The organism is Sphingopyxis sp. BSN-002 (assembly GCF_022024275.1).
In the GTDB taxonomy this organism is placed as follows: Bacteria; Pseudomonadota; Alphaproteobacteria; order Sphingomonadales; family Sphingomonadaceae; genus Sphingopyxis.
The window spans coordinates 1,444,576-1,460,170 of the sequence record NZ_CP091804.1 but is presented as its reverse complement, the minus strand read 5'-3'; the positions used below and the strand labels follow the sequence as shown (position 1 = coordinate 1,460,170).

16 protein-coding genes are annotated in these 15,595 nt (G+C 65.2%); 11 read left to right on the top strand and 5 right to left on the bottom strand.

Features of this window, described 5'->3' with window-relative positions; translation table 11 throughout:
* Complete coding sequence (locus L7H23_RS07220) at window positions 1–489, top strand: hemerythrin domain-containing protein (protein ID WP_237838668.1); 489 nt, start codon at window positions 1–3, stop codon at window positions 487–489.
* A gap of 46 nt (window positions 490–535) precedes the next feature.
* Complete coding sequence (gene tgt, locus L7H23_RS07215; RefSeq protein ID WP_237838667.1) at window positions 536–1,660, top strand: tRNA guanosine(34) transglycosylase Tgt; 1,125 nt, start codon at window positions 536–538, stop codon at window positions 1,658–1,660.
* On the opposite strand, the gene L7H23_RS07210 is transcribed toward tgt, so the two are convergent.
* The gene (locus L7H23_RS07210) at window positions 1,661–1,828 is read right to left on the bottom strand and encodes a NepR family anti-sigma factor (RefSeq protein WP_237838666.1); all 168 of its coding nucleotides are present in this window, start codon (window positions 1,826–1,828) and stop codon (window positions 1,661–1,663) included.
* 199 nt (window positions 1,829–2,027) lie between these two features.
* Between L7H23_RS07210 and L7H23_RS07205 the strand changes: the two genes are divergently transcribed.
* The 8 genes from L7H23_RS07205 (at window position 2,028) to L7H23_RS07170 (ending at window position 9,875) form a co-directional block, all read left to right on the top strand.
* A complete protein-coding gene (locus L7H23_RS07205; RefSeq protein ID WP_237838665.1) occupies window positions 2,028–2,822 on the top strand; it encodes a response regulator in 795 nt (264 codons plus the stop codon).
* Between the two features lie 39 nt (window positions 2,823–2,861).
* On the top strand, window positions 2,862–5,570 hold the full coding sequence (locus tag L7H23_RS07200; RefSeq protein ID WP_237838664.1) for a bifunctional [glutamine synthetase] adenylyltransferase/[glutamine synthetase]-adenylyl-L-tyrosine phosphorylase: 2,709 nt from the start codon (window positions 2,862–2,864) through the stop codon (window positions 5,568–5,570).
* Window positions 5,567–6,031 (top strand): peroxiredoxin, encoded by a 465-nt coding sequence (locus L7H23_RS07195; RefSeq protein ID WP_237838663.1) that lies wholly within the window; start codon window positions 5,567–5,569, stop codon window positions 6,029–6,031. Before L7H23_RS07200 ends, L7H23_RS07195 begins: the two co-directional genes overlap by 4 nt.
* The gene (locus tag L7H23_RS07190; RefSeq protein ID WP_237838662.1) at window positions 6,031–6,822 is read left to right on the top strand and encodes a ferritin-like domain-containing protein; all 792 of its coding nucleotides are present in this window, start codon (window positions 6,031–6,033) and stop codon (window positions 6,820–6,822) included. Before L7H23_RS07195 ends, L7H23_RS07190 begins: the two co-directional genes overlap by 1 nt.
* 113 nt (window positions 6,823–6,935) lie before the next feature.
* Complete coding sequence (locus L7H23_RS07185; protein WP_237838661.1) at window positions 6,936–7,640, top strand: M23 family metallopeptidase; 705 nt, start codon at window positions 6,936–6,938, stop codon at window positions 7,638–7,640.
* 91 nt (window positions 7,641–7,731) lie between these two features.
* Window positions 7,732–8,073, top strand: a complete 342-nt coding sequence (erpA, locus tag L7H23_RS07180; protein ID WP_237838660.1) for an iron-sulfur cluster insertion protein ErpA — start codon at window positions 7,732–7,734, stop codon at window positions 8,071–8,073.
* 39 nt (window positions 8,074–8,112) lie between these two features.
* Entirely contained in the window at window positions 8,113–8,886 is a 774-nt protein-coding gene (gene xth, locus L7H23_RS07175; RefSeq protein ID WP_237838659.1) for an exodeoxyribonuclease III, read from the top strand.
* A complete protein-coding gene (locus tag L7H23_RS07170; protein ID WP_237838658.1) occupies window positions 8,883–9,875 on the top strand; it encodes a cyclic nucleotide-binding domain-containing protein in 993 nt (330 codons plus the stop codon). The genes xth and L7H23_RS07170 overlap by 4 nt, the downstream gene beginning before the upstream one ends.
* Here L7H23_RS07170 and L7H23_RS07165 read toward each other — a convergent pair.
* Both L7H23_RS07165 and L7H23_RS07160 read right to left on the bottom strand, forming a co-directional pair.
* Window positions 9,872–10,786, bottom strand: a complete 915-nt coding sequence (locus tag L7H23_RS07165) for a class II glutamine amidotransferase (protein ID WP_237838657.1) — start codon at window positions 10,784–10,786, stop codon at window positions 9,872–9,874. The two genes, L7H23_RS07170 and L7H23_RS07165, sit on opposite strands and share 4 nt — an antisense overlap.
* A 65-nt stretch (window positions 10,787–10,851) precedes the next feature.
* Window positions 10,852–12,021, bottom strand: a complete 1,170-nt coding sequence (locus L7H23_RS07160; RefSeq protein ID WP_237838656.1) for an N-acetyltransferase — start codon at window positions 12,019–12,021, stop codon at window positions 10,852–10,854.
* 117 nt (window positions 12,022–12,138) lie between these two features.
* On the opposite strand from L7H23_RS07160, the gene L7H23_RS07155 reads away from it, so the two are divergent.
* Window positions 12,139–13,242, top strand: coding sequence for a fatty acid desaturase (locus L7H23_RS07155; RefSeq protein WP_237838655.1), 1,104 nt, complete (start codon window positions 12,139–12,141; stop codon window positions 13,240–13,242).
* On the opposite strand, the gene lptG is transcribed toward L7H23_RS07155, so the two are convergent.
* Complete coding sequence (gene lptG, locus L7H23_RS07150) at window positions 13,243–14,340, bottom strand: LPS export ABC transporter permease LptG (RefSeq protein ID WP_237838654.1); 1,098 nt, start codon at window positions 14,338–14,340, stop codon at window positions 13,243–13,245.
* Window positions 14,340–15,548, bottom strand: a complete 1,209-nt coding sequence (lptF, locus tag L7H23_RS07145) for an LPS export ABC transporter permease LptF (RefSeq protein ID WP_275671231.1) — start codon at window positions 15,546–15,548, stop codon at window positions 14,340–14,342. The genes lptG and lptF overlap by 1 nt, the downstream gene beginning before the upstream one ends.
* Between the last annotated feature and the right edge of the window lie 47 nt (window positions 15,549–15,595).

The window sequence follows — 15,595 nt, the reverse complement described above, 5'->3', positions numbered from 1 at the left end:
ATGGCCGAGACCGGAATTTTCGCGCGACTGAAAGCCGATCATGACCGGCATCGCGACCTGCTCGACAGGATCGACGAGACGCAGGGCGACAGCGACGATCGACGCTATCTTTTCGAGGCGTTCCGCGTCGAAGTGACCGCGCATGCGGCATCGGAGGAGATGTCGCTCTACGCGACAATGCTCGCCAATCCCGATCTTCGCGATGACGCGCAGCACAGCGTCGCCGAGCATAAGGAGATCGAGGATTTCCTGACCGAGCTTTACGAGATGGACTTTGCCTCGACCGGTTGGCTGACGCGCTTTCGCACGATGAAGGAGCGCTATCTCCACCACATCGACGAGGAGGAAGAGGAGATGTTCCCGGCGGCCGAAAAGGGCCTGTCGGACGCGAAGAAGCGTGAACTCGTCAAGATCTTCGAGAAGGAAAAGCCGAAGGAAAAAGCGAAGGCGGCCGAGGAAGAGCCGTCGAGCGAAGAGGAGCGCGCCTAGCCGCCCGGCTCGACTTTTGGCGCGCGCGCCGCCATAGGCGCGCGCCATGACCGACAGATTCGCTTTTCAGGTCGCCGCGACCGACGGCGCCGCGCGTACCGGCGTGATCCGGATGCAGCGCGGCGAAATCCGTACGCCCGCTTTCATGCCCGTCGGCACTGCCGCGACGGTGAAGGCGATGCGGCCCGCCGAGGTTCGCGCGACCGGCGCCGACATCATCCTCGGCAACACCTATCACCTGATGCTGCGCCCCGGCGCCGAGCGCATGGCGCGGCTCGGGGGGCTTCACAATTTCATGGGCTGGGACCGGCCGATCCTGACCGATAGCGGCGGCTATCAGGTGATGAGCCTGTCGGCGCTGACCAAGCAGAGCGAGGAAGGCGTGTCTTTCAAGAGCCATCTCGACGGCTCGCGGCACATGCTGACCCCCGAACGCTCGATGGAAATCCAGCGCCTGCTCGGCAGCGACATCGTCATGGCGTTCGACGAATGCCCGCCGAACGGCGTCGATGCGAAGCGTGCCGTTGCAAGCATGGAGCGCTCGATGCGCTGGGCGGCGCGCAGTCGCGCGGGGTTCGACGCGGGCGAGGAGCATGCGGCGCGTTCGGCGCTGTTCGGCATCCAGCAGGGATCGCTCGACGAGAAGCTCCGTGCCCGCTCGGCCGAAGCGCTGATGGAGATCGGTTTCGACGGCTATGCGATCGGCGGCCTGGCGGTGGGCGAGGGGCAGGAGGCGATGTTCGGCGTGCTCGACTATGCGCCGGGCCAGCTTCCCGCCGACAAGCCCCGCTATCTGATGGGGGTCGGCAAGCCCGACGATCTCGTCGGTGCGGTCGCGCGGGGGGTCGACATGTTCGATTGCGTGTTACCAACACGCTCGGGTCGCAACGGTCAGGCTTTCACCTGGGAAGGCCCGGTCAACATCCGCAATGCGAAGCATGCCGAAGATACGGGGCCGCTCGACGCCTCATGCGATTGCCCCGTCTGCACGACCTGGTCGCGCGCCTATCTTCATCACCTCGTCCGCGCGGGCGAGATGCTCGGCGCGATGCTGATGACGCAGCATAATCTGCATTTCTATCAGGCGCTGATGCAGCGGATGCGCGATGCGATTGCAGGTGGCAGCTTCGCCGCCTTCCGCAGCGACTTCGCCGCACGCTATAAAAAATGATTAGCTGAGCTTGTTGAGCAGGTCGAGCATCGACTGCGGGATCGTTTCGTCGACTGCGGAATCATAAGCGCGGCGCAGGGCGCCATTGACGTCCTGCACCTTCCTGGGGAGTGGTTTGTCGTCCTTTCCGGCCGTCTTTTCGGGCAGCGAACCGGATCTAGACGTCATTATCGTGGCATCCCTTGGACATGGGTCCTTGTGCTAACCGTGCGTAAACCAAAGCGCAATGCGCCTTTTGTTGGTTGATCGTGAAACTATTTTACCCTTGAATCGTTCCCAAGGGGTGAAATTATGCCGGGCCGCGGCAGGAATCGCGTCGTGCCATGCGTTTGTCGGCGGATTCCGGTCCGCTTCAGGAGGGTAATCTATGTCATTGGGTCAGGCGATCGCGCCGCATCTTCCCTATCTGCGCCGCTATGGCCGCGCGATTTCGGGAAGCCAGACGAGCGGCGACGGTCTCGTCGCGCAACTTCTGGAAACGCTGGTCGCCCATCCCGACGCGGTCGACACCAGCGGCGACCTTCGCGTGCAGCTCTATCGCATGGTCCATGACAATTTCGGTCTCGCAGCCGGGCAGACGCCGGGAAGCGACGAGCAGGTCGCGCCCGAGATCGCGATTGCCGACGCACGGCTGCGCCGTATTCCGTCGCTGGCACGCCAGGCGCTGCTGCTGACCGCGGTCGAGGGTTTCAATCATGAAGAGACCGGTCGCATCATCGGCCGTGACGCCGCCGAGGTCGACCGACTGATCCACGAGGCGACCGACGAGATCGACCGCCAGACCCGCGCGCGTATCCTGATCATCGAGGACGAGCCGATCATCGCGATGGACATCGAGATGATCGTTCGCGATCTCGGTCACGATGTCGTGGCGGTCGCGACGACGCACAGCGAGGCGGTCGCCGAAGCGCAGAAGCACCAGCCGGGCCTCGTCCTCGCCGACATCCAGCTCGCCGACAACAGCTCGGGGATCGAGGCGGTGCAGGAAATCCTTGGCAGCATGTCGGTGCCGGTCATCTTCATCACTGCCTTTCCCGAGCGACTGCTGACCGGCGACCGGCCCGAGCCCGCTTTCCTGCTGACCAAGCCCTATCAGCCCGCGACCTTGCGCGCGGCGATCTCGCAGGTGTTGTTCTTCGACGAGAGCACGGTCCCGGCCTGAGGCTTGCCACCCGCGCTCGCGCGGGCGATAGCAGGTCCGATGATGGTTTCGGATGTTACCGCGCGCCGGTCGGCGCTCGACCGGTTGACGGCGAACGCGCCGTTTCTCGCGCGTCTCGCCGAGCTCACTCCCGGCGATGTGGCACTTTTCCTCGAGGAAGGGACCGATGCCGCACTGGCTGCGGTCGTGCCGCCTGCGGTCGACGAAGACATCATGCGCGCGCTGCGCCAGTGGCGCGGCCGCATGGCCCTGCTGCTGGCGCTCGGCGACCTGTCGGGCGAACATGATGTTGCGACGACGACGCGGCTGCTGACCGCCTTCGCCGATCAGGCGTGCGATGCGGCGCTCGCCGCCGCCTTTGCCGAACGCGTGCCCGACGAGGCGCCGCGCGGATTATCGGTGATCGCACTCGGCAAGCTCGGCAGCCACGAACTCAACTATTCGTCGGACATCGATCCGATCCTGATCTTCGACCCCGAAACCTTGCCGCGCCGCTCGCGCGACGACCCCGATGAAGCGGCGGTGCGGATCGCCCGCCGGATGGTCGAGATTTTGTCCGCGCGCACCGGCGACGGCCATGTGCTGCGCGTCGATCTGCGTCTCCGTCCGCACCCCGAAGTGACGCCGATCGTGCTCCCGGAGAGCGCGGCGATCTCCTATTATGAATCCGAGGCGCTTGCATGGGAGCAGGCCGCCTTCATCCGCTCGCGGGCCTCGGCGGGCGACCGCGGTCTGGGGGAAAGCTTCCTTGCAGCAATCCAGCCCTTCATCTGGCGCCGCAGCCTCGATTTCCGTCAGCTCAAGGAAATCGGTGCGATGAGCGACCGCATCCGCGACCATTTCTCGCAGGGGCAGGCGTTCGGTCCCGGCTATGATCTGAAACGCGGCCGCGGCGGCATTCGCGAAATCGAGTTTTTCGCTCAGGTGCACCAGCTCATCTACGGCGGGCGCGATCCGTCGCTGCGTGTCTCTGCCACCGTCAATGCACTCGCGGCGCTTGCAAAGGCAGGACGGATCGACGGTGACGTCGCCGAACGGCTGACCGGCCATTATGCGACGCTGCGCCGGATCGAGCACCGGCTCCAGATGATCGAGGACCAGCAGACACATTGCTTGCCGACGCAGGCGGCCGCGCTCGACGCGGTGGCGCGGCTCGACGGCCTTGCGGATGGCGCGGAGTTGCTTGCCGCGCTCGAGCCAGTCACCGCCGATGTTGCCCACTGCTACGACCAGCTCGTCGTCGAGCGCGCGACGACGGCCGGCTTGCCGCGTGAGGAGAGCGAACTGGCGGGCGCGCTGACGGCTGCGGGATTCGAGCCGCCCGATGCCGCGCTCCGCACGATCGCCGAATGGCGCGGCGGGAAGCTGCGTGCATTGCGTAGTCCTGCAGCGCTCGACGCGCTCGAAACCGTCCTGCCCGAACTCATGAAGGCGATCGGCGCTGCGCCCGATCCGCAGGCGACGCTCGTCCGTTTCGACAAGCTGGTCGGGGGGCTCCCGAGCGCGATCAACTTCTTCCACCTGCTCGCTGCGCAGCCCGAACTCGCGAAGATCGCGACGCGCATCCTCTCGCTCGCGCCGACGCTCGCCGATGCGCTCGGGGCGCGGGTCGAGCTGATCGAGGGGCTGATCGACAAGCGCGCGTTCGAGGCGCCCGCGACGAAAAACGAGCTGCTGTCCGAATGGGCATCGGGGCTTTCGGGTCTCGATTATGAACGCCTGCTCGACCGCGTTCGCGACCGCGTCGGCGAGCGGCGCTTCGCCTATGGCGTCCAGCTGATCGCCGGTGCGACCGACCCGATGATGATCGCTTGCGGCTATTCCGAACTTGCGGAGGCGGCTTTGCAGGTGCTGGCTGACGCGACCGTGGCGGAATTCGTCCAAGCGCACGGGCGCATCGTCGATAGCGAACTCGTCGTGCTTGCGCTCGGGCGGCTCGGCGGCAGGGCGCTCACGCATGCGTCGGACCTCGATCTCATCTATCTCTTCACCGGCGACCATCTGGCCGAATCCGACGGAGCGCGCCCGCTCGGCGCGACGACCTATTACAACCGCCTCGCGCAGCGCGTGACGGCGGCGATGTCGGTGCCGACCGCGGCGGGCAAGCTCTACGACGTCGATACACGGCTGCGGCCGCAGGGTGCGCAGGGGCCGCTGGTCGTCTCGCTCGACAGCTTCGAGCGCTACCAGCGCGAGGAGGCGTGGACGTGGGAGCATATGGCGCTGCTCCGCGCGCGACCGGTATACGGATCGGACGGCGCGAAAGCGGCGCTTCACCGTATCATCGACGAACTGCTTGCCGCGCCGCGCGAGCCGGAGAAGCTCGCCGCGGATGCCGCCGAGATGCGCGACAAGATCGCCGCGCACAAGCCGCCGAAGGGCCCGCTCGATATTAAGGGCGGGCCGGGCGGGCTCGTCGATCTGGAGTTTGCGATGCAGGTGACGCAGCTTGCCAGCGGGCGCTGCCACGATCCGAATATCGGTTCGGCGCTCGCCTGCATGCGGATCGACGGGCTTGCCCCGGCCGAGATTTGCGACGCGCACGGTCTGCTCGGCCGGATGCTCGTAATGCTGCGGCTGACCGCGCCCGAGGGGGAGCCTGCAACGCCCGCCGCGCGCCAGCTTGTGGCGAGCGCCTGCGGTGAACCCGGCTGGCCGCAACTGCTTGCCGCGCACGACGCGGCACGGCAGGAGATCGCCGACTGGTGGGCCTCGATTCGGCCGCCGCAGCAGGAGACGAAGCCATGACGCTTTCCATCGGCGATGCCATTCCCGCGGTGAAGCCGCTCGACGCCGACGGCGCGGCGATCGATCTCGCGGCGATGAAAGGCGCACCGCTCGTCGTCTATTTCTATCCGAAAGCCGATACGCCGGGCTGCACGGTCGAGGCGCAGGACTTTACCCGGCTGGCGCCCGAATTCGCGCATCTGAGCGCGCAGGTGCTCGCGGTGTCGCGCGACGCGCCGGCAAAGCTCTGCAAGTTCCGCGACAAATATGGCCTGACCGTCCGCTTGGCCTCGGACGAGGATGGCGCGGTGTGCGAGGCCTTCGGCGCCTGGGTCGAAAAGCAGAATTACGGCCGCACCTATATGGGGGTCGAACGCTCGACCTTCCTGTTCGGCGCCGACGGAAAACTTGCGCACGAATGGCGCAAGGTGCGCGTAAAGGGTCACGCCGAGGCCGTGCTGGAGGCTGCGAAAGCCCTGTAGTGCAAACGCTGGGTGAAGCTGCACGAGCGGTCCTGCTGACGCCGGACCCGCACGACAAGCGCCGCGCGGCGCGCGCGTTCGCGCGGGCGTGGCGGCGCGGCGAACTCGAACATCGCTGCGACGTCGCGATGCCCGATCAGCCCGCTTGGCCGCCAAAGCCCGAGCTACTGTCGCCCGGCCAGATGCCGCGCCGCCGCAAGGCCGGGTCCGACCGCGGACGGATCGCGATGATCCACGCGCTTGCGCATATCGAGTTCGTTGCGATCGACCTTGCCGTCGATCTCGTCGGGCGTTTCGGCGGCGAATTCCCGCGCGCCTTCGTCGACGACTGGATCGGCGTCGCCGCCGACGAGGCGATGCATTTCGCGCTTCTCGATCGGCGATTGCGCCAGCTCGACAGCTTTTACGGCGAACTGCCCGCGCACGCGGGCCTGTGGGAGGCCGCGCAGGCGACGAGCGACGATGCCTTGGCGCGGCTAGCGATCGTTCCGATGGTTCTGGAAGCGCGGGGCCTGGACGTGACGCCCGCGACGATCGATCGCTTCCGCGCCGCCGGCGACGAGGCGACGGCGAAGATTTTATCGCGTATTTACAACGACGAAATCCGCCATGTGAGCGCAGGCACAGTCTGGTTCCGGGAAAAGTGCGATGAAATGGGATTCAACGTCGTCGAAACGTGGCAAAGCCTCGTAAAATCGCGATTTCGCGGTTCGCTGAAGCCTCCGTTCAACGACTCGGCGCGCCGTGAAGCCGGTTTAACGCAAGACTTCTACGCCGTTATTGCTTGGTAAGGTTTGGGCCGCCATCAACACTCGCGGGCAGGGAATTATCCCATCCGAGCAAACATCCGGCACCAGCGGCCCTTAAAAAAGGGCACTGGCGACAAGGACTGCGGGGTCGATACGTGCGATACGCTTCACTGGCGCAAAAGTTTCATTTTGGCCTGATTTTCTGTGCTTCGGCACTTGCCGCCATCACCGCTCCCGCGGCGCATGCGGCCAATGCAGGCAATGACGCGAGCATCGTCGTTCCCGACGAACCCGATGACGATGGCTTCAACCCCACTGCGCAGGCGCCCGGCGAAGACAGCGAGGCGCGCGCGATCTTTCAGGCATGGCGCCGTCTCGACACTGGCCTGACCGCGAATATCGGCGTTTCGGTGCCCTCGCGCCGCCCGATCGAGAAAATGTCGCTTTCGTCGTCGTACGGCATGCGCATCCACCCCGTGACCGGCAAGCTGGCGCGCCACAATGGCGTCGATATTCCTGCCCCCTACGGCACCCCCATCTATGCGACCGCCGACGGTATCGTCGGTCGCGCCCAGCGCCTCGGCGGCTACGGCAATTATGTCGAGGTCGAACATGGCAACGCCATCCAGACGCGCTACGGTCATATGTCGTCCTATGTCGTCGTTCCCGGCCAGTCGGTCAAAAAGGGCGACGTCCTCGGTTATGTCGGCTCGACGGGCCGCTCGACCGGCAACCACCTCCATTATGAAGTCCGCATCGAGGGCGCACCGGTCAATCCGATGCCCTTCTGCCAGTCGGACTCGATGTCGATGGCGGCCATCTCGGGTAACAAGAAGCTCGCAATGGGCGGTCCCGAATAACTAACTTTCCTGGGTCGGAGAGGAGGGGCGCCCTACGGTGACAAGCCGGGGCGCCCTTTTCATTTGGGACCAAGCTCCCTATCTTGCGCGCATGGCCACGCAGCTTTCCGATATCACCCTGTCGCCCGCCGCCGCGGCGCGCGTCCGCTGGATCGCCGATCGCAAGGGCGAGGCCGAGGCGGCGCTGCGCCTCGCGGTTGACGGTGGCGGTTGTTCGGGCTTCACCTATCGTTTCGGCCTGGCCGAGAGCATCGATGGCGACGACATCGTCACAGAAACCGACGGTGTAAAGCTGGTCGTCGACCCGATCAGCATCGATCTGGTCCGCGGTTGCATCGTCGATTTCGTCGACTCGCTCGGCGGATCGTCGTTCAAGGTCGAAAATCCCAACGCGGCTTCGGGCTGCGGCTGCGGGTCCAGCTTCTCGATCTGACGCCTTTCGCGGCGGCGCGCTTCCTGCCATAGCGGGGGTATGAAAGTCGCGACCTTCAACATCAACGGAATCAAGGCGCGCCTGCCGCGCCTCGTCGAATGGCTCGAAGAAACGCAGCCCGACGTCGCCTGCCTGCAGGAACTGAAGTCGAGCGACGAGACGATGCCGACGAAGGAGATCGAGGCGGCGGGCTATGGCTTTCTCTATCACGGGCAGAAGGGCTTCAACGGCGTCGCTATCCTCGCAAAGGACACGCAGCCGGTCGAAATCCAGCGCGGGCTCGAGGGCGAGCCAGAAGACGAGCAATCGCGCTATCTGGAAGCCGATGTCCATGGCGTCCGCATCGGAAGCATCTATCTGCCCAACGGCAACCCGCAGCCGGGTCCGAAATTCGATTACAAGCTGCGCTGGATGGCGCGGCTGCGCGAGCGCGCGAAGGGACTGCTGGCGTCCGAGATCCCGGCAATCCTGACCGGCGACTATAATGTCATCCCGCACGACGATGATGTCTGGGACCCGCGCGGCCCGATGGCGAACGACGCGCTGATGCAGCCCGAATCGCGCGATGCCTGGTTCCGCCTGCTCGGCGATGGCTGGACCGATGCGGTGCGCAGCCGTCATCCCGCGGGCGGGGTCTGGACCTTCTGGGACTATCAGGCGGGCGGCTGGCAGCGCGACCACGGTTTCCGCATCGACCATCTGCTGCTGAGTCCCGCGATGGCCGACCGGCTGGTCGACGCCGGCGTCGACAAGGATCACCGCGGGCGTGAGAAGGCGAGCGACCACGCACCGACCTGGGCGGTCTTTGCATGAGCCTGCTGTCCGCCACGCAGCTGGCGGACGTGCCGCTCTTCGCGGGCCTTGGCGATAGTGAGCGAATGGAACTGGCTGACGCGTTCGTGCCGCGCCACTTCGCCGACGGCGAGGCGATCCTCATCCAGAACGAGCGGGCCGAGGGGCTGTTCCTGATCGGCCAGGGGAGTGTCGATATCGGCAAACGTCTGCCCGGCGGCGGCCTTGCGCTGCTGGCGAAGGTCGGTGCGGGCGAGGTCATTGGCGACATGGCGCTCGTCGGCCGCGATCTCAAACGCTCGGCGATGGGCATCGCGCGCGGACCGGTGTCGACCTGGTATCTGCCCGCCGACCAGTTTCGTGCCGCGTTGTCGCAGCTTCGCCCGGCGTCGCTGCAATTGCAGACCGAGCTCGGAAGGCTGGTTGCCGGACGCGTCGTGGCCAAGGCAGCCGACATCGCAGGATTGCTCGCCGAAGGCCCCGACGCTTTCACGCCGCGTCCGCAACGCGCACTGGCGCCGATCATCGAGGACGCATTCACCCCTGAGCCCTTTCTCGCCAAGCTGCCTTGCTGCGCGACGATGACCGCGGCGCAGCGGCTCGCCTTCTGGAACGCCGGAGCGCGCGTCGACGCAGGCGCCGACACCGATCTCGCGCTCGTCGGCGCGGCGCCCGACAAAGTCTGGCTCGTCGTCCGCGGCGCGGTACGCAGCGCGCTGCCGCATGGCGACGGTATCTATCAGCTCACGGTGACCGGTCCCGGCCAGCTCGTCGGTATCGCCGCGATGCTGCTGGAGGTGCCGCACGACCGGCTGCTGCGCACCAGCGAGCAGGCGACGCTGCTGGCCTTCGATCGCGCGACCTTCGCGGAAATGATGGCGACAGGCGATGCGCTCAGCCGCGAGCTCGGAGCGTCGGTCAACGCCGACCTCGTCACCGCGCTCGACGCGCTCGATCAGGTCGAGGCGCGCATTCTCGCGATGCGCCGCGGCCACGCCGTCGCCGCCTAGCGCGCGAGCGGTATCACCCTGAAGCGGGGTAGATTTCCGTCCATCTCGGCATGAACCATCGCATATTCGGGGACCGGCATCCACGTCGCGCTGTTCGAGGAAAGCGGTTCGGACGCGACGATCACCGCGCGCGGCTCGTCCTCGCCGCCGACCATTTGCCACTCGCCGTCGTGCAGGCCGTAATCGCGGCCTGTCGTAAACCACATCGACAGGAAACTCATGTTCGCCTCATGCACCTGATCGGGCGACCCGGTGCGGTAATGGCCGAAGTCGAAGCAGTGGCGCAGCCCGAGTATCTGCCGTCCCGTCGTGATGAACAGGTTGCAGCTCGACGAGATGGCAATGCCATGATGCCGCCGTGCCGATTCGATCAGGTCGACGGTTTTCTGCACCGCCGCGACCAGCTCGTCGCGCGATGGCTCGACGCGCCAGTCGGCAAGCTGCGACAGCAATAGCGCATAGACCCACTCGCTGTCGGTCGACCCCGAAATCTCGGCGAGCAGTGCGGGGTCGATGTCGGCCATTAGCGTGCCCTTCATCTCGCCGATGCGATAGATGTCGCCGTTATGCGCCATCGCGACTGCGGCGCCCGGAAAGTGAAAGGGGTGGGTGTTCTGCTCGCTGACCTTGACCGTCGTCGAATAGGCGACGCCGCGGACATGCGCGATGACGCATTCGGCGCGGGTCTTGACCGCCAGCGATTTGAGATTGCCGTCGAACACCGGAAGCGAAGGCGAGCGATAGCGGTGCGGCTGTTCCGGCACGAAGCTGCTGCAGTCCCATGCCATCATCCCGAATCCCGCGAGGTTCAGCATATGCAGCATCTTCGGCATATAGGCCTGATTGACGAGGCTGGAGTCGGGCTTGAAGAGCAGGTCGTCGAGCTGCACCGGCTCGCCCAGATACATCATTGCGCGGCACATAGTCTGTCCCCACCCGCCGGTTCGGGGTCAGCCTAGACAGTGCGGGGGGCGCGTCAAGCCAGCGGCTTGTCGTAAATCTGGTACACGCGGTTGACCGTTGCGTTGATCGCCTCGGCGACGGCGTTCATCCCCTGATTGTCGTCGAGAACCCAGCCGATATCGCCTTCCTCGACCCCATAATCGCGCACGGCGTCGCGGCGGATATATTCGATCATCATGAAAGCGAGCGTGCTCGCCATGCGGCTGTTCTGCAGGCTTTTCACGACGCCCATCAACGGTACGCGCAGTCGCTTGCTCTTGGGCTTGCGCAGCCACCACAGAAGTCGCGCCCAGTTGAACGGCCACAGCGAGCCCTCCATGTCGATCAGCTTTTCGTTGATATTGGGCAACACGATCATGAAGGCGACTGCCTCGCCGTCGACCTCCGCAACGCGGATCAAGTCCTCGAAGACGATGTCCTTCAGCTTCTTGCCGACGAAGGCGATCTCGCTGTCGGTCAGCGGGACGAAGCCCCAATTGTCAGACCAGGCATCGTTGAGGATACCCATGATCAGCTTGGCCTCGGCGTCGAACTTCCTCTTGTCGACCTTGCGGATGCGAATGCGGGCATTCTTCTCGCCCGCGGCGACGATACGGTTCACCAGCGGCGGGAAGCCATCGCGGACCTCGACGCCATAGTTGAAGAGCTGCTTGACCGGTTGATACCCCTCGGCCTCGACCCATGCCCGATAGAGCGGGCTGTTGTGGCCGAGCATGATTGTCGGCGGCGTCTCGAACCCCTCGATCAGCAGGCCGGGTTCGTCCCAGATCGAAATCGACAGCGGGCCGAGCGAGCGGTGCATGCCTTGACCGCGAAGCCAGTCCTCGGCTGCTGCGAACAACGCGTGGGCGACTTCGGCGTCTTCGGCTTCGAGCAGGCCCCAATTGCCCGTACCGGGTCCCATGCCCTGTTCGGCGGGCTGTTCGAGTGCCAGCGCATCGATATGCGCCGAAATGCGTCCGACGGTGCGACCGCTGCGACGTGCAAGGAACAGCTGCGCCTTGCCATGTTCGAACCACGGATTCTTGCCGGGCGTCAGCAGATCGAAGGCCTCGCCTTTCAGCGGCGGAACCCATGCCGGATCGCCGCGATTGAGGCGGAAGGCGAGTTCGACAAACTCGCGCTTGCCGGCCTTGTCCTTGACCGGGTGAATGGTGATCGGGCCTTGGTTGTGGGCGGTCATACTGGTTTCCGGGCTGCTGATGCCTATATGTGTGGCGACGCATTAGGGCATTGCTGTGGCGCTGGCGACCCGCATTCGGCCATTTTGCTGCCACGAAATAATGGTTCTGGACCGCTTATGACGACGATCAATCCCCCTGCCGATCGGATCGCGACCCCTGCCGCGGCGATGGCGAAAACACCGAAGTCGGCGATCGCCGACGATATGGCGATGATCCGCGCGGCTTCGGAGCTGACGCGCGATCTCGTCAACCCGGACGCGCGCATCTACTGGACCGATTTTCTGGCCTCGACCCTCGTCGGCTATGCGGGCATCGCGGCGGCGATCCTCGCGCCGTCGACCGCGTGGATGCTTGTCGCCGCGCTGGTCGCGGTCGTCGCGCTGTATCGCGCGGGCAGCTTCATCCACGAACTGACGCACATCCGGAAGAATGCGCTGCCGGGTTTCCGTTTCGCGTGGAATCTTCTGGTCGGCGTGCCGATGCTGATCCCGTCGTTCATGTACGAGGGCATTCACAGCCTGCACCATAACCGCACCAAATATGGCACGGTCGAGGACCCCGAATATCTGCCGCTCGCGCTGATGAAGCCCTGGACGGTTCCGCTCTTCGTCGTTGCCGCGGCCTTCGCGCCGCTCGCGCTGGTCTTTCGCTACGCGGTGCTGACGCCGCTGTCGTTCCTGATCCCGCCGCTTCGCCGCATCGTGCGCGAGCGTTATTCGGGGATGATCATCAACCCGATGTTCCGCCGCAAGTCCCCCGAAGGCGAATTCCGCCGCCAGTGGGCGTGGCAGGAGGGCGGCGCATGGGCGTGGTCAACCCTGCTCGTCGCCGCAGGCGTCTTCGGCTGGGTTCCGCTTCGTGCGCTCGTCATCTTCGGCAGCATCGCCGCGGCGACGCTGGTGCTCAACCAGATCCGCACGCTCGTTGCGCATCTGTGGGAAAATGACGGCGAAGTTCTGACCGTGACCGGCCAGTTTCTCGACAGCGTCAACGTCCCGCCGCCGGGCCTGTTGCCCGAATTGTGGGCGCCTGTCGGCCTGCGCTATCACGCGCTGCACCATCTGCTGCCGGGCGTGCCATACCACGCGCTGCCCGAGGCGCACCGCCGTCTGAAGGACGCGCTGCCCGCGGATTCGCAATATCATGGTGCGAATTACGACAGTCTGCCGAAGCTGGTGATGAACCTTGTCGCAGGATCGGCGAAGGGCGCCGCGGCCTGATTATTCCTCGGTCCGGATCAGGATCATCTCGCCGATCAGCGCGAAGAGGATGAACGGCCCCCACGCGGCGAGGAACGGCGTGTAGGCGCCCAGATCACCCATCGCGAGTGCGAAATTGTCGGCGACGAAATAGGCGAAGCCCAGCGCCATGCCAAGGATCGCGCGGACGAACAGCTTGCCCGACCGGGCGAGTCCGAAAGCCGCAACCGCGCCGAGCAGCGGCATCAGGATCGATGACAGCGGCCCCGAAATCTTGTGCCACAGCACGCCCTTCAGCGCGTCGACCGGCCGTCCCGCGGCCTCGAGGTCGGCGATCGCCGAGGCGAGTTTGGGGAAGGGCAGTTCGTCGCCGTCGACCTGCGCCAGCGTGAACTGGTCGGGCCGCACGCCTTTCATCGCAACAACCGTGCCCAGTTGTTCGAGCGAGCCCGATCGCCGCAGGAACCGCCGCGCGTTGGTCAGTTCCCAGCCGCCCGCGACCTGCTTCGCGCTGTCGGCCTTCAGCATCGACGACAGCACGCCCTGCGTGCGCTCATAGACGGTGACGTCGCGCAGCACGATTCCGGGGCCGCTCGTCTCGACCGTGCCCGCATTGATCAGGTCGTTGCCCGCACGGACCCAGATGTTCGTGCGCACGCCGCTGTCGGGCGGGACCTTCGCATATTCGACCTTCTGCCAGGCGCTGAGCGCCGCGGTCGATCGCGTGACGATCCGCTCGTTGAAAGCAAAGCTGATCCCCGCGACGAGGAAGGAGGCCAGAAACAGCGGCGCGAGAACCTGATGCGCCGACATGCCCGACGCCTTCATTGCGATGACCTCGCTGTTCTGGTTGAGGGTCACCAGCGTCAGGATCGTCCCGAGTAGCACCGAAAAAGGCAGAAAGGTCTCGATAATCTGCGGCATGCGCATCCCGACATAGCGCCAGACCTCGCTGTCGCCGTTGCCAGCAACGGCGAGGATCTTGCCGCTTTCGCCGAGCAGGTCGAGCGTCTGGAGCACCAGCACCAGCGCGAACAGGATCGAAAAGCTGCGGATCAGGAACAGCCGGCCGACGTAGAGCGCCATGGTGCGCGAGGGGAAGAAGCTGAGCTGCTGCATCAGGCGGCTTTCGGGGTACGCTGGAAGAAGCGGAGCAGGCCGCGGAGACGCTGGCCGCCCTTCGCCGCGACGCGTTCGAGCGCGCCGATCGGCTGGCCGCCGGGGACGTGCGCGACGGTGTAGTACATCCAGATGGCCAGCGCGGCGAACAGCAGGAAGGGGACCCACAGCGCGATCAGCGGATCGATCGTCCCGCGCGCGCCCAGATCCTCGGCATATTGATTGATCTTGTGCTGGGTCACCAGCATCACGATCGACAGGAAGACGCCGAGCGAGGAGGTCGATCGCTTGGGCGGTATCGCGAGCGCGATCGCGATCAGCGGCACGAGGAACATCGACATGACCTCGACGATGCGGAAGTGGAAATTCGCCCGCGATTCGAGACGCGTCTTCAGCGATTCCTTCTGATCCTTGCCGACGACAAACAGCTCGGGAATGGTGAGCTCGCGGTCGGCGCCGCCGCGCAGGCGGAACGCCTCGATCTTCGGCAGCGGAATCGGCAGGTCGTGATTGTCGAATGTCAGGACGCGCGGCACCGCAAATTTCGGCGATTCATGGATCAGGACGCCCTGCGTCAGCCGGAGGATGATCGTGTTCGGATCGTCGGTGGCAAGAAACTGCCCGCGCGACGCGGTCGCCGATACGCGCTGCCCGTCCTTGTTGTCGCCGCGCACGAAGATACCGCGCAGCGACTTGCCGTCGTCATAGCTTTCCTCGATCCGCAGCGTCATCCGGTTGCCCAGCTTGGTGAATTCGCCGACCTTGATCGACGCACCGAGCGCGCCCGAGCGCAGTTCGAACTGCAGGCCCTCATAGGCGTAGCGCGCATAGGGCTGGATGAAGCCGACGATCGCCAGATTGAGCGCCGCAAGCGCGATCGCATACCCATAGGGGACGCGCAGCAACCGCCCGAAACTCATGCCGACGCCGCGCAGGACGTCGAGCTCGCTCGAAGTTGCAAGTCTCCGGAAAGCAAGGAGAATTCCCAGCATCAGCCCAATGGGAATGCCGAGCGAGAGATATTCGGGAATCAGGTTCGCGAGCATCCGCCACACGACGCTGACGGGGCCGCCTTCCGTGGCGACGAAATCGAAAAGGCGCAGCATCTTCTCGAGCACGAGCAGCATCGCCGAGAGGACGAGGGTGCCGAGCATCGGGAAGAAGACAAGCCGCGCGATGTAGCGGTCGATGGCGGGCAATCTATTCAATCTTTCGTCGCCCCATCACCATGATTTGGCCGCAAATGGTTCCGATA